Origin of the sequence: Granulibacter bethesdensis (assembly GCF_001889545.1) — a bacterium.
Classification (GTDB): domain Bacteria; phylum Pseudomonadota; class Alphaproteobacteria; order Acetobacterales; family Acetobacteraceae; genus Granulibacter; species Granulibacter bethesdensis_B.
The window spans coordinates 2,630,001-2,650,158 of sequence record NZ_CP018194.1 but is presented as its reverse complement, the minus strand read 5'-3'; the positions used below and the strand labels follow the sequence as shown (position 1 = coordinate 2,650,158).

The window sequence follows — 20,158 nt, the reverse complement described above, 5'->3', positions numbered from 1 at the left end:
ATCGCTCTTCGCTGGATGACACGTTGCCTGCTCCTCTCCTCTGTGCTGGTGGTGGGAGCTTGCTCGGATGTAGGGGGCTTTGGTGGCTACGGGGGTGGGTACGGCGGCCCTTACTGGGGCGGCGGGTATCCCGGTTATTACGGCAACCCCTACTGGAGTGGGCCTTATTGGGGAGGCGGCCGCCGCTGGGGCGGCCCGCCTCCTCCCCCTCCTCCGGGTCCACCACCGCCGAGACCACGGCCCGGTCCGCCGCCCGGACCTCCCCCGGGGCCACCGCCTGGTCCTCCGCGTGCGAGCGGGCCTGCGGCAGTATTCTTTAAATAAGCAGATCATTCTGATCAGAACCGGCGCCGTGAAAATGGCGCCGGTTTCAGTATTGGCCCATTGATTCCGTAAGGATGGATAATTCGCGGTCCAATTTCAGATCGAAAACACAATGTTGCGTCTTGAATTTTGTATTGTGATCCTTCTTGCTGCTTTCTGATTGAAAGCACCGGAGGATGAAAAAATGTCTGCCAGGGCTGCAACACGATTCTGGACTGCGGCTCTGTTGGCGGGATTGGCCGCAAACCCTGCCCTTGGGCAGGAGGCGTTGCAGTTTCGGGGTGTGGCCCCCGAGCAGACAGCCGACCGCTCCGGTCTGTGCCTGAGATTCGATGACAAGCTCTCGACCGAGGCAGGCGCCAATGAAGCCGGCTTTCTGAAAGTATCTCCGGCCGCCCGGATCGTCACCCGCGTGACTGCAAACCGTCTTTGTGTGGATGGCCTGTCCCCGGGCCGGGATTATACCATCACCGTTCTGCCCGGTGTGACGGGCAGCAAAGGTCAGAAGACCAGCCGTGCCTTTACCGTCAAGGCGACAATGCCCGATCGCGATCCGATGATTGCAGTTGGTGGCAAAGGCTGGATCCTGTCGCGCGCCACCTCCTCCGGCCTGACGATCCAGACGGTGAATACGCGACGGGTGCGGGTCCGGGTGTTCCGTATGGGCGAACGTCTGCTGTCCAGCAAACTGACGAATACGGGGCAGTACGGACGTGATATCGATCTCGGCAAACAGAGTTTCTCGGTATGGGACCTCCGCCGTCTGTTACAGAGCGATGCGACACAAATCTGGTCCGGCACGATGGAGACCGGAACCGGTGCGGCGTCGGAGAAGAACGCGACCGTTGAAACGGCCTTCCCGATCCCTTCCATCATCAAGCCGGAAGAGGCTGGCGCGTATCTGGTCATCGCGGAAAATGCGGATCGTCCGGCTGCTTCCCTGTTGCCCGGCAGTGATGAGGGAAGCAGCGATAATGGTGATGTGTATGAAAGCAGCATTGCGGGGCACTGGCTGATCGCCACCCGTACCGGCCTGTCCACATGGCAGGGTGAGGATGGGCTGACTGTGGTGGCACGCGCGCTGTCTGATGCGATGCCGCAGGCCGGGCTGACCCTTCATCTACTCTCGCGCGGGCAGGATGTGCTGGCCACTGCGAAAACCGATTCCTCCGGCAAAGCGCATTTTGCGGCCCCATTGCTGGCCGGAGTCGGAGCGGCTGGGCCAGCACTGCTGATTGCACATGGGGAGAAAGGGGATATCGCGGTCCAGAGTCTGGAAGGTCAACCTTTCGATCTGTCTGACCGCGGTGTGTCCGGGCGGCAGCCTCCCGGCCCGATCGAAGCCTATCTTTACGCGGATCGCGGCATTTACCGCCCCGGCGAGACGATCCATGTCATGGCGTTGTTGCGTCAGCGTTCGCTGGATGCAGCCGCCGCCATGCCGTTGAGTCTGGTGTTGCGCCGTCCGAACGGGATGGAGGCAAAGCGCATCACGCTGGATGCCAAATCCAGCCCGTCTGGCGGTTTCCGGCATGATTTTACGCTGCCTGACCCATCCTCTCACGGCAACTGGACCATCGAGGCGCTGACCGATCCCACCAGACCGCCGATTGGTGCGCTGCAGGTGCAGGTGAGGGATTTCGTGCCGCAGACGCTTGCGGTGACGCTGGATGGATTGCCGAAAGAAGTTGGTCCGACCCAGCATATCACCGGCACGCTGACGGGCCGGTTCCTGTATGGTGCTCCGGCTGTCGGGCTGCATGCGGAAGCGCGGCTGGAATTTGCCCCTGACCCCGAACCGGTACCCGGTCTGAAAGGCTGGCATTTCGGTGTGGTGGATGAGACCGTGGCCCAAAATGCCACGCCGGTCGAACTGCCTGATGCCGATGCGGCGGGAAAGGTGGCAATCGACGTCACCCCCAAACTGCCCGATTCTGTTGCCTCCCCCCTGATCGCGACATTCGTCGCCGGTATGGCGGAGCCGAGCGGGCGGGTGGTGGAGGCCAGCCAGCAGATCAGGCTGCGGACAAAACCCCTTCTGATCGGCTTGCTGCCGGAATTTTCCGGCGATCAGGTAAAGGAGGATACGCCCGCCCGTTTCCGGGTTGGCACGTTCTCCACCGATGGCAAACCGGTGGCGCATCCCGGCCTGCACTGGGCTCTGGTGGAGGAGGAGCGGCACTGGGACTGGCTGCGTGAAAACGGCAGCCACTGGACGTATCATTATCATGTCGTGGATCGCACGGTGGCGTCCGGCACGGTGGACAGCACTGCGGACGGCAAGACTGGAATCGCGCGTTCCCTGCCATGGGGCACCTACCGGCTGATCGTCTCGGATGAGGCCAGCGGGGCTGTCACCAGCATGAGATTTTCTTCCGGCTGGCAATCCTCCACCGATATGAATGCAGATAGTCCCGATAAGCTGGCTGTCTCCGCTGATAAAAACACTCTGAAAGCAGGAGAGACAGCCCGGCTGCATATCGACGCGCCTTTTGCCGGTCGTGCGGAGATCGTCATTGCCAACAGTCGGGTGCTGGAAACCCGTGATATTGCGGTTCCTGCGGGCGGCCTGACAGTCGATGTGAAAGCTGCGGAGGATTGGGGGGCAGGGGCGTATGTTCTGGTGACGCTCTACAGGCCGCTGGATCAGAAGCGTCGGGCGCATGATCCGGTGCGGGCGGTGGGGCTTGCCTGGATCGCCACGGATACCTCCGCGCATCGCCTGACCGTGGAGATGAAAGCCCCGCAGCAGACCCTGCCGCGTCAGTCCATTCAGGTGCCGGTGCATGTCGCTCGGTCGAATGGCGACACACCGCAATCCGCGTATGTCACGCTGGCCGCAGTGGATGAGGGTATCCTCCAGATTACGAAATTTCACGCGCCGGATCCGCTGGGTGCGCTGGCCGCAAAACAGCGTCTGGGCGTGTCCATGCGCGATGATTACGGTCGCTTGCTGGATGATGATGCCCGTGTCGGCGCGGTGCATGAAGGCGGTGGCGGCGGGGATGATGATCTGGGCGGGGCTGCCCTGCCGGTGCGCAGCAGCCGGACCGTGGCGCTGTTCCGGGGACCGGTGGCGCTGGATGCGAAGGGCAATGCCACCATTGAACTGAACATACCGGATTTTCAGGGTGAATTGCGCCTGATGGCGGTGGCCTATGATCCGCAGGCGCTGGGTCATGCGGATGCACCGCTGACGGTGCGTGATCCGGTGGTGGTCACTCTGGCACTGCCGCGTTTTCTGGCACCGGGCGATGTCGCGCAGCCAGTGTTGCAACTGCATGATGTTGACGGAGCGGCAGGCCGCTACACCGTGAAAATCACGACTCAGGGGCCCGGCCAGGTCAGTGCACAACATGCGCTGGACTATGATCTGAAGCCGGGGGATCGCGTGGCTGATCCGCTCACTCTGACTGCCAGTGGTGACGGCATCCTGACCATGGAGACCGAGGTCACGGGCCCGAACGGGTTCCATGTCACCCATCATGACGAGATTGCGGTACGGGAGCCTCATTTCCCCTTCAGCATTGCGCAGACCGCCATTCAGACACCGGGAGAGTTATGGAGCTACGATCCGCTTGCACAGAAAAGCTTCGCCCCCGGCAGTGTGTCGGTTTCCGTCGGCTATAACCGTTTCGGCGGAATCGATGTCGTCGGTCTGCTGCGGTCGCTGTACCAGTATCCGTATGGCTGCACGGAGCAGTTAGCCTCTGCGGCCCTGCCCCTGCTCTATTTCAATGATCCGACCCTGATTGGGAGGGACGGAAAGGAAAGCCGCGCCGTCATTCAGCGTGTGCAGGGAGCGATCGACACGATTCTCGATCGTCAGGGCGCAACCGGCCGGTTCGGTTTATGGCGTCTGGGCGATAACGGGGCTTCGGATTGGCTGAACATCTATACCGTTGATTTTCTGGTGCATGCACGGCAGGCCGGTTTTGATATTCCCGATGCGGCGCTCGGTCGCGGGCTGGCCAATGTTCAGGCCATCGTATCCGGCTCCGGCAACGAGGAAAGCGGTTATTATCACGCCAGCCGGGATGTGACGGTCGTGTATGGCCTTTATCTGCTGGCCCGCTCGGGTGGTCAGGTGGATGCGGCCCTGCTGCACCGTATCAGTGACAGTCTCGGCTGGATGGGTGGCGACAAGCCGGAGTCGGGCAGTGTGACGTTCGAGAACGGCAAACCGGCCCCGGCGATTGCGCTCGCTCAACTCGCGGGGGCTGCTTCCCTCACCGGCGATACGGAGCGGGCGAAAAAGCTGTTCCGGCTGGCATCCGCCAATCTCAAACTGTCCTCTGTACCCGGCGAGTGGATGGGTGGTTTCTACTACACACCGCTGCGTGATATGGCGGCGCTGATCGCGATTGCGGCGGAAACGCGCAATGACGATCTTGCGACCTCCCTGCTGGCGAGCGTGCAGAATCAGAACCTTCAGCCGGAGAGCCTGAATACGCAGGAAAAGGCATGGCTGCTGATGGCGGCGCATGAATTACAGAACGGAGCGCCGATCAAAAGCGGATCGTTGCTGACAGTGAACGGCGTATCCCGGCCAGGTGCGCTGCCGATGGCGCTGTCACCCACGCCGGGGCAACTGGCCAGCGGATATGCGGTCCGCAATGACACGCAGGCGCGGCTTTTCCGTACAGTGACTGTGACGGGAACGCCGAAAGCGTCACCGAAGCCGATCGAGGCTGGCTACACCCTGACCCGCACGTTGCTGAACATGGATGGATCGCCGGTTGATCCGCAACGTCTGCGGCAGAATGACCGGCTGATCGTCGCGTTGTCCGGTCAGGTCAGGGATGATGGCAATCATCAGACGGTGCTGGTGGATATGCTACCGGCGGGCTGGGAAATCGAGGCGCCGATGAGCAGCGTGAAAGGGTATGAATTCCTTCAGGATCTGTCTTCGCTGCAAAGCTGGCAGGCCCGCGATGACCGTTTCGTGGCTGCTTTTGTGCTGGGGCAGGAGGGAAGTCGGCGCTACGAGGATCACGATGACGACCATCACGGCCTGTCAGGCCGGGAATTCCGGGTGGCCTATATTGTGCGCCTGGTAACCCCCGGACAGTTTACCCGTCCCGAAGCGATTGTCGAGGATATGTATCGCCCGTCCGTCATGGCCCGCACGGAAGCCGGTGTCACGCGGGTCGGTGTGCGTTGATCCATGCTGGGTAAAGGGCGGCTGGCTGTGCTGGCGGTCGTGCTGCTGCCGTCAGGTTTGCTGGCGCTGGACGTGGCCTGTCCGCCCGATCTGTCCCGTGCGGCGCGGCTTTCGACGGAGCTGCGTGACTCCTCGGACGGGATTCTGAACGTTGCCGTGACGTCCGACGGGTTCTGGCGGCTGCGCCCACGCATGGAAGGGGTGGCGCCGCTCTACCGCTCTCTGTTGCTGGAGCGCGAGGACCGGTGGTTTGCATGGCATCCGGGCGTGAATCCTCTTTCCGTCTTGCGGGCGAGCTGGCAGGTGCTGCGGCATGGCAGGGTGGTGTCGGGCGGCTCGACCATTGCCATGCAGACCGTGCGTTTGCTGCATCCGGAGTATCGCCATGCCCGCAACTGGCGGGGTATTCCCGCCAAACTGCTGGAAATGGCGCGGGCGGTGCAGTTGCAGGCGCATCTCGGGCGGGAGGGGGTGCTGGCCCTGTATGAGACGCTGGTTCCCATGGGTGGCAATGTCGAAGGGGTGCGCAGTGCATCCCTGATCTGGTTCGGCCATGAACCGGATCACCTGAGCAGGGAGGAAGCTTCCCTGCTGGTCGCCATTCCGCAAAGCCCGACCAGTCGCCGCCCCGACCGGCATCAGGAGGCTGCCCGTCGCGGGGCCGCGCATGTCCTGGACATCGTGGAGCATGGAAAACCGAATGGCTCTGCTGCCATCTGGCCCGCTATGCGCTGGCACAGATTTCCGGTTTTTGCGCGGCACCTCATCGCTCGCTTCGGGCGCGATGCCGGACCGGTGGAGACGCTGCTGGATCGCCATCTTCAGTCCGGCACCGAGCAGATTATCATCAGCCAGCTGGAGCAATGGAACGGATCAGGTGCCGATATGGCGGCGCTGGTCATCCGCAACAGGGATCGCGCCGTGCTGGCCTATGTCGGAGGCGGCCATTATTTCGGCCCGGCCGGGATGGTGGATATGGTGCGGGCGATCCGTTCCCCCGGCTCCACGCTGAAGCCGTTTCTGTATGCCATGGCGTTCGACCATGCGCTTGCGGCTCCTGATACGCTGATTGCTGATGCGCCTTTGCAGGTCAGCACCTATGCCCCGCATAATTTTGATCATCGCTGGCATGGCGATGTCACGGCCCGTCGAGCCCTGCAAGGATCGCTCAATATTCCGGCGGTGGCCTTGCTGGCGCGGCTCGGCCCTGATCGTTTTCTGGCGGCTCTGCGGGCTGCGGGTATGACAGTGCGGCTGCCAAGGGGGGCTTCCTCCGCCGGTCTGTCGCTGGCGCTGGGCGGGGCAGGGGTGCGAATGGAGGATCTGGCCGCACTCTATGCCGGGCTGGCGTCCGGGGGGATCATGTCTTCCCTCACACTGCGCCGGGATGGTCCGGCGGTGGAGAATGGGCGGCTGTGCTCTGCTGCTTCTGCTGCGGCGGTGCTGGATAGTCTGCGTGATACTTCCCTGCCGGATGGCGTGGCGAAGCCGGAGCGCCCCATCGCCTATAAAACCGGGACATCCTATGGATTCCGGGATGCATGGTCGGTGGGCGTATCCCCCCTCTACACGATCGTGGTCTGGAGCGGGCGAAAAGACGGCGCCCCTCGACCCGGTGCGTACGGTCTGACCGCCTCAGGCCCCGTGCTGTTCCGGTTGTTCGATCTTCTGCCGCCGGAGGCACCTCTGACGGTGGCGGCCCCGGAACGAAAAGGGCGACTGGGGCCAGGGCTGGCCCGTCTTGGGCAGTCCGTGACAGCGCCGGGGCCGCGCATCCTGTTTCCTCCCAGGGGAGCAGTCATCGACAGCAGCGATGGGCAGCCGGTCGATCTGCGGGCCGCGGAGGGCAAGCCTCCCTACCGGTGGATGGTGGATGGCCGGACTCTGCCGCCCTTGCTTCCCGGGCGGAGTCCGGTCTGGACGCCATCAAAGGGACAGGATGGGCCGGGCTTTCATCACCTGACTGTGCAGGACAGCGCAGGACGATCGGATTCGATAGACGTCAGGTTGATGGTGGAGGCGCAGGACGTTGCGGCTCCGTAAGCCCTGATAATGAAAAACCCCCGCCTGAAAGCGGGGGTCTTCATCCTCGCAATCCGAACAGGATTACTTCTTGTCGTTGATTTTCTGATCAACCCACTGGCCGGCATTGTTCAGGGCCTTGCCGGTCTTGTCGGCGGCGGTGCCGACGGCCTCACCGGTTTTGGTCCCGGCCCGGTCCAGCGCGGCCCCGGCGCGTTCCATGGGGGCTTCGCGTTCACAGCCCGTCAGGCCAAGCAGGCCGGATGTCGCAATCAGGGCGGGAATGGTCAGAAAAATCGCGCGGGAAAGGCGCATCGAATAATCTCCTTTAATGAAATCCGTCAGCTCCGGATGGCCATGAAGCCGGGTCTGACGGGATGTATGCAGGTCAGCGAGCCAGCCTGGCACGATGCCGGGCCAGATCTGCCTCCACCATCTCACTAGCCATATCTTCCAGAGAGGTCTCGGGTTCCCAACCAAGTTGGGTTCGCGCCTTGGTGCTGTCTCCGAGCAACACATCGACCTCGGCCGGGCGCATGAAGGCGGCGCTGGTGACCACGTGCTCTTCCCAATCCAGTCCTGCATAGCCAAAGGCGATCTTGCAGAAATCACGGATTGAGGTCGTGCGTCCGGTGGCGACGACATAATCGTCCGGCGTGTCCTGTTGCAGCATCAGATACATGGCGCGAACGTAATCGCGGGCGTGTCCCCAGTCGCGGGTTGCGTCCAGATTGCCCAGTTCGAGCGTTTTCGCCAGCCCGAGTTTGATGCGGGCCACGCCATCGGTGATCTTGCGCGTGACGAATTCGATGCCGCGCAGCGGGCTTTCATGGTTGAACAGGATGCCGGATGAGGCATGCAGCCCGAAGCTCTCACGGTAATTCACCGTCATCCAATGCGCATACAGCTTGGCTACCGCATAGGGGGAGCGCGGATAGAACGGGGTTTTCTCGCTTTGTTTCGGTTCCTGGATCAGGCCGTACATCTCGGAGGAGGAGGCCTGATAGAACCGTGCTTTCGGCGCGGCGATTCGCACGGCTTCCAGCACGTTACCGGCGCCCAGCGCTGTGACACTGCCGGTCAGCAAAGGCTGCTGCCAGCTTGCCGCGACGAAGCTCTGGGCGGCGAGATTGTAGACCTCGTCCGGGGTGTGATCGCTCATGATGCGGATCAGGCTGGACAGATCGGTCAGGTTGCCGTCAATCAGCTCCACGCGGTCCAGGACGCCGAGCCAGCGCAGGCGCTCCCCGATCACATCCGAGGAGGCCGAGCGGCGCATCATCCCCAGAACGCGGTAGCCCTTGCTGAGTAGAAGCTGGGCCAGATAGGCGCCATCCTGGCCGGTAATGCCGGTAATCAGAGCGGTGGGCATATGTGATAGCGATCCCGTGCAATGGTGTTACTCTTTTGAGCCATAGCATGAGGAGACTGGCAAGTCTGCCTCCGGTCCATGGTCATCTCATGCTGTGGCGGATGCACATGCCGGATATGGGAAAGCGGGGCATATCCGATCTGGTCATCCCATGTTACAGGCCCGCGGCCGGGCTGCCGGGAGGTGGCCCTTTGGGTGGGCCGGGATAGTTTTTGAGCATGAACAGACGCAGAAAAGGCCGGCCTCTGGATGGCTGGCTGATCATTGACAAGCCGCAGGGCATGACCAGCACCGATGTGGTGAACAGGGTCAAGCGCGGTTTCGACGCCCAGAAAGCGGGGCATGGCGGCACGCTGGACCCTCTCGCGACCGGTCTGTTGCCGATTGCGTTCGGGGCGGCGACCAAGACCGTTCCATACGTCATGGATGGCACGAAACTGTACCATTTCACCCTGAAAATGGGCGAGTCGCGCGACACGGACGATGCCGAGGGCGCAGTAACGGCCACCAGCACGGTGCGCCCCACCGATGATGCGCTGCGTGCGGCGCTGGAGGGGTTTCGCGGTACGATCATGCAGATTCCTCCCGCCTATTCGGCCATCAAGGTGGCGGGGGAGCGCGCTTATGACATGGCGCGGGATGGGCGTCCGCCCGATCTGCCGCCCCGTCCCGCACGGGTGGACCGGTTCGAACTGATCGAGCGTCTGAATGATGATCTGGCGGTGTTCGAGGTCCAGTCCGGCAAGGGCGTCTATATGCGCAGCCTTGCCCGCGATATCGCCCGCGCCTGCGGAACAGTGGGCCATATCGCTGCCCTGCGTCGGCTGCGGGTCGGCCCCTTTACGGAGGCGACGGCTATTTCACTGGACAAGGCGCTTGCTTCCGGCGATACCCCCCACGCTTCCCCGGACCTTTTGCTTCCGGTCGCGACCGCGCTGGCCGACATCCCGGCGCTGGCCCTGACCGAGCAGGAGGCCACCGGCCTTTCCCATGGGCAGGCGCTCAGCCTGATCCCGTTGATGGGCCGTATTCCAGACCGGATCGATCCCGATGGTGGATTGGTGCGTGCCATGGCGGGGAGCCGCGTCGTTGGTCTGTGTCGCTTGCAGGATGGTCTGCTGCGGCCTGAGCGCATGATGTGACGCGTCCACTGCAACCCTGAATCATGGAGTGACCGATGTCGATTACCGCAGAGCGCCGTACGGCGCTGATCAGCGAATATGCCCGCGCCGCCAACGATACCGGCAGCCCGGAAGTGCAGATTGCCCTGCTCTCCGAGCGTATCGCCAATCTGACCGAACATCTGAAGACCCACGCGAAGGACTTCCATTCCCGTCGTGGCCTGCTGATGCTGGTTGGCCAGCGTCGTGGTCTGCTGGACTATCTGAAGCGTAAGGAAGTTGCCCGTTATGACGCGCTGATCAAGCGTCTGGGCCTGCGCCGCTAATTTTGGCGTTGCCAACCGGAATAAAGGGGGTCAGCCCAGGCTGGCCTCCGCCGGACTTCTTCAACCCTATGCTCCGGCAGGGCCGGATGCCAAAAGGGATGGAGCATGGGAGAAGCATTTTTCTCCCCCGCGCACTCTGGACCCCGCACCCTGGACAGGGTGCGACGATTAGGATTTGGGCTATCGCGCCTGTTCCTGTAAGAGAGTGACCGAACCGCGCCGGGTGGCGGAATTTGATCGGCGTCTCCGGCTACACGGCAAGCGGCTGCATCCATGCAGGCCGCGATCCCTGTAGCCCGAGCCGCCGGACTCCGCCTCGCAGCGCACTCAAAACACCGCAAGAGACGGAGACTGCATGTTCAATTATTTCCGCAAGGAACTCGATCTGGGTGGACGCACGCTGGTACTGGAAACGGGCAAGATCGCCCGTCAGGCCGACGGTGCCGTTCTGGCCCGGCTGGGTGACACCATCGTTCTGTGTACAGCGGTCGGTGCGAAATCCGCCAAGGCCGGTCAGGATTTCTTCCCGCTGACCGTCAACTATCAGGAAAAAGCCTTCGCCGCGGGCAAGATCCCCGGTGGCTTCTTCAAGCGTGAGGGCCGTCCCAGCGAGCATGAGACACTGGTCTCCCGCCTGATCGACCGTCCGATCCGCCCGCTGTTTCCGGAAGGGTTCTATAACGAGGTTCAGGTCATCGCCACCGTGCTGTCGCACGATATGGAGAATGACCCGGATATCGTCGCCCTGATCGGTTGCTCCGCGGCGCTGACCCTGTCCGGCATTCCGTTCTTCGGCCCGGTCGCGGCGTCCCGCGTCGGTCTGGTGAATGGCGAATTCGTACTGAACCCTACCCTTGAGCAGCGCGCCGAAAGCAAGCTGGATCTGGTGGTCGCCGGCACCGCGGAAGGTGTGCTGATGGTTGAGAGTGAGGCTGAAGAGCTGAGCGAAGATCAGATGCTGGCCGCTGTTGAATTCGGCCATAAAGGCTTCCAGCCGGTGATCGATGCGATCATCGCCCTGGCTGAACACGCCGCCCGCGATCCCTGGAGCCTGCCCGAGCAGAATCCGGAGCATGTCGCGCTGAAGCAGCGCCTGAACGAGGCTGGCCGCACCCTGCTGAGCAATGCCTATCAGGAAAAGGTGAAGCAGCTTCGTCAGGAGAAGATTTCCGCCGCCAAGAAGCAGATCATCGAAACGCTGGGTATCGGCGGTACGCCGGAGGAATCCATTGCGAAGTCGATGCTGAAGGATCTGGAAGCGGATATCGTCCGTAACGCGATCCTCGACACCGGTATCCGCATTGATGGCCGTGATACCCGCACTGTGCGCCCGATCATCGGCGAGGTCGGCATTCTGCCGCGCGCCCATGGCTCCGCGCTGTTCACCCGTGGTGAAACGCAGGCGCTCTGCGTGGCCACGCTGGGCACCGGGCAGGATGAGCAGGTGGTGGACGCCCTGACCGGCGAATATCGCAGCCACTTCATGCTGCACTACAACTTCCCTCCCTACTCCGTGGGTGAGGCCGGTCGTATGGGCAGCCCGGGCCGTCGTGAAATCGGCCATGGCAAGCTGGCCTGGCGTGCCGTTCATCCGGTGCTGCCGGCCAAGGACGCCTTCCCCTACACCCTGCGCGTGGTCAGTGAGATCACGGAGAGCAACGGCTCGTCCTCCATGGCGACCGTGTGCGGTTCCTCTCTGGCGCTGATGGATGCGGGCGTGCCGCTGAAGCGTCCGGTGGCGGGTATCGCCATGGGCCTGATCAAGGAAGATCGCGCCTTTGCCGTGTTGTCCGACATTCTCGGCGATGAAGATCACCTTGGTGACATGGACTTCAAGGTGGCCGGAACCGAGCAGGGCGTGACCTCCCTGCAGATGGACATCAAGATCACCTCCATCACCACCGAGATCATGCGCATCGCCCTGCAGCAGGCCCGTGACGGCCGCATGCACATTCTGGGCGAAATGGCGAAGGCGATCACCGGTGCCCGTGGCTCCGTCGCCGCGACTGCGCCGCGCATCACCGTCATCAACGTGCCGAAGGAAAAGATCCGCGAAGTGATCGGCACCGGCGGCAAGGTGATCCGGGAGATCGTTGAATTCTCCGGTGCGAAGATCGATATCGAGGATGATGGAACCATCAAGATCGCCTCGACCAGCGAGGAAAGCACCCAGAAGGCGATTGATCGTATTCAGGGCATCGTGGCCGAACCGGAAGTGGGCAAGATCTACAACGGCAAGGTGGTGAAGACCGCTGATTTCGGCGCCTTTGTCAATTTCCTCGGCTCTCGCGACGGGCTGGTGCATATCAGCGAGCTTCAGCAGGGCCGGGTCAACAAGACCTCCGACGTCATCAATGTCGGTGATGCGGTGAAGGTGAAGGTTCTCGGCTTTGACGATCGCGGCAAGGTGAAACTGTCCATGCGGGTGGTTGATCAGGCCACGGGCGAGGACATCTCTGACAAGGTCGGCCCCAAAGGTGGCAGAAATGGTCGCGGCGAGGGCGATCTGGCTGAGTAAGACGTGATCTGGCGGGCTGTTCCGTTCAGGGGCAGCCTGCCGGAGACGCTGATAAGGACCGGAGACGGTCAGGATCGGTCAGACCTCCTCCCGGGTTCTGGCAGATTGCGGAAGAGAGTGAGTGATGAAGGCCATTAACGCGATCCGTATGGGCGGTGTTGACGTTCTGCCGCTGGTGGAAGGCGGCAAGGGCATTGCTGTTTCCAACGGACGTTCTTCCGGCTGCTGGGCGTCTGCCGGTGGGGTGGGAACCTTCAGCGCGGTGAACGCTGACAGCCATGATTCCAGTGGCCGGCTGATCGAACAGATCTACCGGGGCCGTACCCGTCGGGAACGGCATGACGAACTGGTTGATTACGCCATTCGCGGCGGGATTGAGCAGGCCCGGCAGGCGCATGAGGAATCCAACGGCCGGGGCCGCATCCACGCCAATATCCTGTGGGAGATGGGCGGGGCGGAGCGGGTGATCACAGGCATTCTGGAAGGCGCGAAAGGTCTGGTGCATGGCCTGACCTGCGGTGCCGGCATGCCGTATCGCCTGTCCGAGATCGCTACCCATTTCGGCATTCATTATTACCCGATCGTTTCCTCCGCGCGCGCCTTCAATGCGCTGTGGAAGCGCGCCTACCACAAGGCCGCCAGTCTGCTGGGCGGCGTGGTGTATGAAGATCCCTGGCTTGCGGGCGGCCATAACGGGCTTTCCAATACGGAAGATCCGAACCGGCCGGAAGATCCCTATCCCCGCGTGCTGGCGCTGCGCAACCAGATGCGTCAGTTCGGCCTTGGCGAGACCCCCATCATCATGGCGGGTGGCGTCTGGTGGCTGGAGGAGTGGGAAGACTGGATCGATAATCCCGAACTCGGCCCCGTCGCCTTCCAGTTTGGCACCCGTCCCCTGCTCACCCGCGAAAGCCCGGTATCGGAGCAATGGAAGGCCAAGTTGCTTTCCCTGAAACCGGGGGATGTGTTCCTGAACCCGTTCAGTCCGACCGGGTTTTACTCGTCGGCCGTGAACAATCGTTTTATGCAGGAACTCCGCGCCCGCAGCGACCGTCAGGTTGCCTACACGGGTGAGGCGATCGGCGAGCATACGGCGGTGTATGGGGTGGGGCCACGCAAGCGTCCCGTCTATCTGACCCCAGCCGATCTCCGGCGGGTGCAGGAATGGGAACAGGCCGGATTTATCGAGGCTCTGCGCACACCCGATTCCACGCTGATTTTCGTCACCCCCGATCAGGCTGCCACAATCCAGGCCGATCAGGTCGCGTGCATGGGGTGCCTGACGGAATGTCGTTTCTCCAACTGGAGCCAGCGTTCCGAGAACCATACCAATGGCCGCAAGGCTGATCCGCGCAGTTTCTGCATTCAGAAGACCTTGCAGACGATCGGGCATCACAAGAATGACCCGGACGTGATCGAGGACAATCTGATGTTCAGCGGTCACAATGCCTATCGGTTCGGCACTGACCCGTTTTATGCGAACGGCTTCATCCCCACCGTCAAGCAGCTTGTTGACCGGATCATGACCGGGCGCTGAGCTGGATTTCTGGCGGTTGTTAATCCCTCGCTTGGGCGAGGGATTTTTTTGCGCAGGGTAAATTTGCAGAGCGCATACTGCGCCTGTTTCGTGCATGCTCAGTACCCTGCAGCAAAGGGACAGAGCTTCTGATGGCCGAATCAACAGTCGCGGAAATACTGGCTGAGACACTGCACGTGATCGGTGTCCGGCGCGTCTATGGTGTTGTGGGCGACAGCCTGAACGCTATCACGGAGGCATTGCGACGACGGCCGGACATGGACTGGATCCATGTGCGCCATGAAGAATCCGCGGCCTTTGCGGCCGGCGCGGACTCTCAATTGACTGGCCAGATCGCAGTCTGCGCCGGTTCCTGCGGGCCGGGCAACCTGCATCTGATCAACGGCTTGTATGATGCGCAGCGCTCTCGCACCCCGATGCTGGCGATTGCCGCCCATATTCCGACGGCGGAAATCGGTTCGAACTACTTTCAGGAGACCAGACCGGAAGCATTGTTCCGGGAATGCAGTGTCTATTGCGAAACAGTCTCTGACCCCGATCAGATGCCCCGTACCTTGAACACCGCGATTCGGGCCGCTATCGGCCATCGTGGTGTGGCGGTGATTGTGATCCCCGGTGACGTCGCGATGAAGAAGGTTCCAGCGCCGGTGGTCGCGACGAAAACGGCGCTCTGTCCGGAGCCCCCGGTGACGTCTCCCTCTGAAGAATCGCTGAATGCCCTGACAGCACTGCTGGAGGCAGCTGGTAAGGTCACACTGATGTGTGGACGCGGCTGCCGCGGTGCGCATGATGAGGTGGTGGCGCTGGCGGAGCATTTGAAAGCTCCTGTCGTGCATGCGCTTGGTGGTAAGGAATGGATCGAATACGACAATCCCTATGATGTCGGCATGACGGGATTAATCGGATTTTCGTCCGGTTACTACGCCATGGAATCATGTGACATGCTGCTGATGCTCGGGACCGATTTTCCGTATCGGCAGTTTTTCCCGGAAGAGGCAAAAATCGCGCAGGTCGATCTGCGTCCGGAAAATCTGGGCCGTCGCACCCGGATTGATCTCGGTGTTGTGGGTGATGTCAGTGCCACGATCAGTGCCCTGCTGCCGCGTCTGAAAGCCAAACAGGATACGGCGCATCTGGATACCTGCCGTAAGCATTACCTGAAGGCCCGGAAAGGTCTGGATGATCTGGCTGATGGAAAGGCGGGCCGTCCCCCGATACATCCGCAGCACGTGGCCCGGCTTCTCAGCGAGCACGCCAGTGAGGATGCTGTCTTTGCCTGTGATGTCGGCACGCCGACCATCTGGGCCGCACGCTATCTGAAGATGAATGGCCGCCGCCGCCTGCTCGGTTCTTTTGCGCATGGATCGATGGCCAATGCGCTGCCTCAGGCGATCGGAGCGCAGGTGGCTGAACCTGGACGGCAGATCGTTTCCATGTCGGGCGATGGCGGTTTCGCCATGTTGATGGGCGATTTCCTGACGCTGGTTCAGCATCGCCTGCCTGTGAAAATCGTGGTGTTCAACAATGGCACGCTCGGCTTTGTCGAAATGGAGATGAAGGCGGCAGGTCTGCTGGAAAGCGGCGTGGCGCTGGACAACCCCGATTTCGCAGCCATGGCCCGTGCCTGCGGCGTGTATGCGCGCAGGGTCGAGGATCCGGGCAAGCTGGATGAGGCCGTGCGGGATATTCTGAACCATCCCGGGCCGGCTTTGCTGGATGCGGTGGTCAATCGTCAGGAACTGTCCATGCCGCCGAAAGTCAGCCCGGAGCAGATCAAGGGCTTCAGCCTTTACATGCTGCGCGCGGTGATGAGTGGCCGTGGCGATTCCGTGCTGGAGATGGCGCGCACCAACCTGTTCCGCTGAGGGGACGCCCTGATACATGAGGGGGAGGATACGTCATATGACGTATCCTCTGTCCTGTCTGATCCACTCATCATCACGACAGAAGAACGAATGCGCTTTTCAGAACGCATCGAATCAATCTGATCGGGAAGAAAAGTCAGTCGTCCTGCTTCTTTACTGGGGGGAGACGAGTGATGGCGATGGGTAGGCAGACAGGGCGGCGGGCCGCTGTGACGGCCATGGTGATGATCAATATGGTGCTGGCCGGCGGCAGTATTGCCCATGCCCAGACATCGGGCGTTTTACGCAAGCCGGATGCAGAGGGTAATTTCAATCCCCGCGTGGTGGAGGGGCTGACGAAGCCGAGGCTGACACCGGAGGAGAAAAAAGAGGAAATCCTGGCCCCGTTCTCGCGCAGGCTTCGCGCATCAGGGCTGAAGCTGCACGGGACGTTTCTCGATTTCATGGAAGCCAATCCGAGCGCGGGTACCTATACCGGCAATACTGCGAATTCAGGTTATCTGATTGTCGGAGCCGATGCTGATCTGGAAAAAATTCTTGGCATCAAGGGTGGAACGTTCCATTTCGAGGAAACGATTTTCACCCTGCGCTCCAACGTTCTGATCTCGGGTGAGATCGGCGATAACAGTATCGGTTATCCGCCTCCCTATAATCTTCGTCCCAATCAGTTGTCTCTGTTAACCTATGAACAGCATCTTCTGGATGACAAGCTGGTCATCGAAGCGGGCCGCACACATCCGAACCGGTATTTCGCGGCTCCGAACTGTCAGGTGATCAACAGCTGTTATCAGGACGTTCTTTATATCAACGCGGGCTATATTTCTCCGCAGTATTCAATGTGGGGCGGCAGGGTCAGCTACGCTTTCAGCCCGGGCTGGTATGTTGAGGCGGGATCTTTCGCCACCAATCCGAATGCGAACAGCCGCAGCGGGTGGGATTGGGGTCTGGAAACGCCGAAGGGCGCGTTGACCATGGTTGAAATCGGCGAGAAAACCGATTTCAGTAATTCAGCCTATCCTGGCAGCTATTCTTTGACCGCATTTTACAACAATGCGGATCATAATTCCTTCAAGACCGCCTCCGGTCAGCCTAAAGCCTATTTTCCGGGTGATCCGCTCCGCCAGACCCATGGTACGCAGGGGCTGGTGCTGAATACTCAGCAGACAGTGTGGCGTGCGGATGGCGGCAAAGTTAAAACTATGACCCCGACTGCGCTGGTGCTTTACAGCGGACTTGGGCTGGGTCTGGATGCAACGGCTCCTATTCAATCTGATCTCTATGTCGGGGCGACCTTGCAGGCACCTTTCCAGAGCCGTCCCAATGATCGTTTCGGCGTCAAGATCAAGTGGGAGCGGATGACGGGCGCGCTGGCCAACTATCTGGCGCAGGCCAATGCCGTGGCCGGAGGCACCGGCGGTGACTTCTCCCGCGACAAGGCGATTTTCGAGCTGAACGCGCATATCCAGCTTTACTCCGCCGTCGCGTTCGAGCCGGTGTTCGATTACATCGTCAACCCGAACTCCTACTATACGCCGACCGCCGCCAAGCGTCCGCAGGATGGCGTCTTCGTGGGTGGCACGTTCATTCTGCCGTTCGGGGCTATGCTGGGCCTGTAAGAGCAGTCAGATTCCTCATGGTTTGCGGAGCAGGCGGTAAAAAACCGCTTGTTGCCGTGTAGAGTATGCAGAGCTCTGACCATGAGGAGACGCGGAATGGAAATCGGATTTCTGGGGCTTGGCACGATGGGCAAGCCCATGGCTGCCAATCTGGTGAAGGCTGGCTATCGGGTCCGGGTCTGGAACCGCTCCCCGGACTCTGTCTCAGCGTTGGTGGGCGAAGGCGCTGTGGCCGGGGTGACGCCTCGCGATACCTGCGCGGGGGCAGATGTGGTCATCTCCATGCTGTCGGATGATGTGGCCACCCGTGCTGTTATGATTGATGCTGGCGGGCTGGAGGCGATGAAGCCGGGGGCCATCCATATCAATATGGCCACAGTATCAGTGGCCTGTGCTGTCGATCTGGAGCAGTGCCATCGTGAAAAGGGCGTGCGCTATGTCTCGGCGCCGGTGCTTGGGCGTGTGAATGTTGCCGAGGCTGGTCAGCTCAACATCCTGACCGCCGGCGAGGCCGGGACTCTGCGTGATGTCCAGCCTCTTTTTGATATTCTTGGCCAAAGAAAATGGACATTCGGGGATCGTCCCGAGCAGGCCAATGCCGTCAAGCTGGCTGTCAACACCATGATTGCAAGCGCTATCAGTGCGATGGGGGAAGGTATTGCCTTGTCCCAGGGATATGGAATCGCGAAAGCCGATTTCATTGACCTGATTACATCCACGCTTTTTGCGGCTCCGGTTTACAAGGGATATGGGGCCGCCATTGCTGAAAACCGGTATGAGCCGGCGGGGTTCAAACTCTCTCTTGGCCTCAAGGATGTACGCCTCACGATGGAGGCGGCGGAAAATGTCCGTGTGCCGCTGCCGATCGCCAGCGTGCTGAGGGACAATCATCTCGACAGCCTCGCCCATGGTGAAGGGCATTGGGATTGGGCGGCGCTGGCCCGGGTCTCAACCCGTAGGGCCGCGCAGGCGTGATGGAGAAGCAGCAATCGCGTAGCTGTTCTGCAATCGAATCAATATAAGAATACCTGTTTGAATATAACCTGCCTTAGCGTTAGGGTGTTGCCACCAAAGATGGGAACAGGAACGCCCTATGCTGACATGTACGGGTTTCAGCGCCGAAGCTGCTGACAGGCCTTTGGCCAGAACGGTTTTTCAACGTCGCGATACCGGACCACGCGATGTCAGGATCGACATTCGGTATTGCGGCGTTTGTCACTCTGATCTCCATACGGCGCGTAATGAGTGGCACAACACGGTCTATCCCTGCATTCCCGGCCATGAAATCGTCGGAGTCGTGGTGGAGGCCGGGGCCGAAGTCACAAAATTCCGGGTCGGTGACATGGTGGGTGTCGGCTGTATGGTCGGGTCCTGCGGCAGTTGCGTATCCTGCCGCGACGGTCTGGAGCAGTATTGCGAGACAGGCTTCAACCCGACCTATAACGGCCAGGATCCCGTGATCGGTGGCCCTACTTTCGGGGGCTATGCCGACAGTATCGTCGTGGACGAGTCCTTTGTGCTGCGTATTCCGGAGGGGCTGGATCCGGCTGCGGCTGCGCCTTTGCTCTGTGCCGGGATCACGACCTATTCCCCACTGCGCCATTGGAAGGTCGGACCCGGTCAGGTCGTAGGAGTCGTGGGACTTGGTGGCCTCGGCCATATGGGCGTGAAGCTGGCAAGAGCTATGGGTGCACATGTGGTGCTGTTCACCACCAGCCCCGGCAAGAAGGAAGATGCACTCCGTCTCGGCGCCCATGAGGTTGTGGTGTCCCGCAATGCGGAGGAGATGGGGCAGCAGGCCAATCGCTTTGATCTGATTCTCGACTGCGTGGCGGCACAGCATCCAATCGACGACTATCTCGCGTTGCTGAAGCGCGATGGCACGCTGGTTCAGGTTGGTGCGCCGGAGCATCCATTGCCGGTGGCCGTGTTCAGCCTGATCTTCAAGCGCCGCAACTTTGCCGGCTCCCTGATTGGTGGAATCCCGGAAACCCAGGAGATGCTCGATTTCTGCGCCAGCCGAGGTATTGCGGCGGATATCGAGGTGATCCGGATACAGGACATCAACACAGCCTATGAGCGGATGCTGCGGAGCGACGTGAAATACCGCTTTGTCATCGACATGGCCTCGCTACGAGAGGAGTGAGGCAACTTTTTAAGCCATGCGTTTTACGCATAGGCTTTAATTGGGTGGAAATTTTGATTTTTTAGGTTGGATTGTGATGTGTCTGGGGTTGTTTTGGCAGGTATGAGTTATTGTTTATCAGTGGCTTAGGGTTAGTTTTGGGTATTT

General features: G+C 61.0%; 12 protein-coding genes. 10 read left to right on the top strand and 2 right to left on the bottom strand.

Features of this window, described 5'->3' with window-relative positions:
* Positions 1–508: 508 nt before the first annotated feature.
* The gene (locus GbCGDNIH8_RS12185; protein WP_072573388.1) at positions 509–5,488 is read left to right on the top strand and encodes an alpha-2-macroglobulin family protein; all 4,980 of its coding nucleotides are present in this window, start codon (positions 509–511) and stop codon (positions 5,486–5,488) included.
* A 3-nt stretch (positions 5,489–5,491) separates the two neighbouring features.
* A complete protein-coding gene (gene pbpC, locus GbCGDNIH8_RS12180) occupies positions 5,492–7,531 on the top strand; it encodes a penicillin-binding protein 1C (RefSeq protein ID WP_072573387.1) in 2,040 nt (679 codons plus the stop codon).
* 63 nt (positions 7,532–7,594) lie between these two features.
* Here the strand turns inward: pbpC and GbCGDNIH8_RS12175 are convergent, their stop codons facing one another.
* Positions 7,595–7,825, bottom strand: a complete 231-nt coding sequence (locus GbCGDNIH8_RS12175; RefSeq protein WP_157692649.1) for a hypothetical protein — start codon at positions 7,823–7,825, stop codon at positions 7,595–7,597.
* A 73-nt stretch (positions 7,826–7,898) separates the two neighbouring features.
* Positions 7,899–8,882 carry a GDP-mannose 4,6-dehydratase gene (gmd, locus tag GbCGDNIH8_RS12170; protein ID WP_072573385.1) on the bottom strand — a complete coding sequence of 328 codons (984 nt, stop codon included), beginning with the start codon at positions 8,880–8,882 and terminating at the stop codon, positions 7,899–7,901.
* 218 nt (positions 8,883–9,100) lie between these two features.
* On the opposite strand from gmd, the gene truB reads away from it, so the two are divergent.
* The 8 genes from truB (at position 9,101) to GbCGDNIH8_RS12130 (ending at position 20,011) form a co-directional block, all read left to right on the top strand.
* A complete protein-coding gene (truB, locus tag GbCGDNIH8_RS12165; protein WP_072573384.1) occupies positions 9,101–10,024 on the top strand; it encodes a tRNA pseudouridine(55) synthase TruB in 924 nt (307 codons plus the stop codon).
* A 35-nt stretch (positions 10,025–10,059) separates the two neighbouring features.
* Entirely contained in the window at positions 10,060–10,329 is a 270-nt protein-coding gene (rpsO, locus tag GbCGDNIH8_RS12160; RefSeq protein WP_011633052.1) for a 30S ribosomal protein S15, read from the top strand.
* A 355-nt stretch (positions 10,330–10,684) separates the two neighbouring features.
* Complete coding sequence (gene pnp / locus GbCGDNIH8_RS12155; RefSeq protein ID WP_072573383.1) at positions 10,685–12,847, top strand: polyribonucleotide nucleotidyltransferase; 2,163 nt, start codon at positions 10,685–10,687, stop codon at positions 12,845–12,847.
* A 124-nt stretch (positions 12,848–12,971) separates the two neighbouring features.
* Positions 12,972–14,384, top strand: a complete 1,413-nt coding sequence (locus tag GbCGDNIH8_RS12150; protein WP_072573382.1) for an NAD(P)H-dependent flavin oxidoreductase — start codon at positions 12,972–12,974, stop codon at positions 14,382–14,384.
* 131 nt (positions 14,385–14,515) lie between these two features.
* A complete protein-coding gene (gene poxB, locus GbCGDNIH8_RS12145; protein ID WP_072573381.1) occupies positions 14,516–16,249 on the top strand; it encodes a ubiquinone-dependent pyruvate dehydrogenase in 1,734 nt (577 codons plus the stop codon).
* A 173-nt stretch (positions 16,250–16,422) separates the two neighbouring features.
* Positions 16,423–17,865, top strand: a complete 1,443-nt coding sequence (locus GbCGDNIH8_RS12140; protein WP_253736047.1) for a carbohydrate porin — start codon at positions 16,423–16,425, stop codon at positions 17,863–17,865.
* Positions 17,866–17,946: 81 nt separating this feature from the next.
* On the top strand, positions 17,947–18,840 hold the full coding sequence (locus GbCGDNIH8_RS12135) for an NAD(P)-dependent oxidoreductase (RefSeq protein ID WP_216634459.1): 894 nt from the start codon (positions 17,947–17,949) through the stop codon (positions 18,838–18,840).
* Positions 18,841–18,958: 118 nt separating this feature from the next.
* Positions 18,959–20,011, top strand: a complete 1,053-nt coding sequence (locus GbCGDNIH8_RS12130; RefSeq protein WP_072573379.1) for an NAD(P)-dependent alcohol dehydrogenase — start codon at positions 18,959–18,961, stop codon at positions 20,009–20,011.
* Positions 20,012–20,158 lie beyond the last annotated feature (147 nt).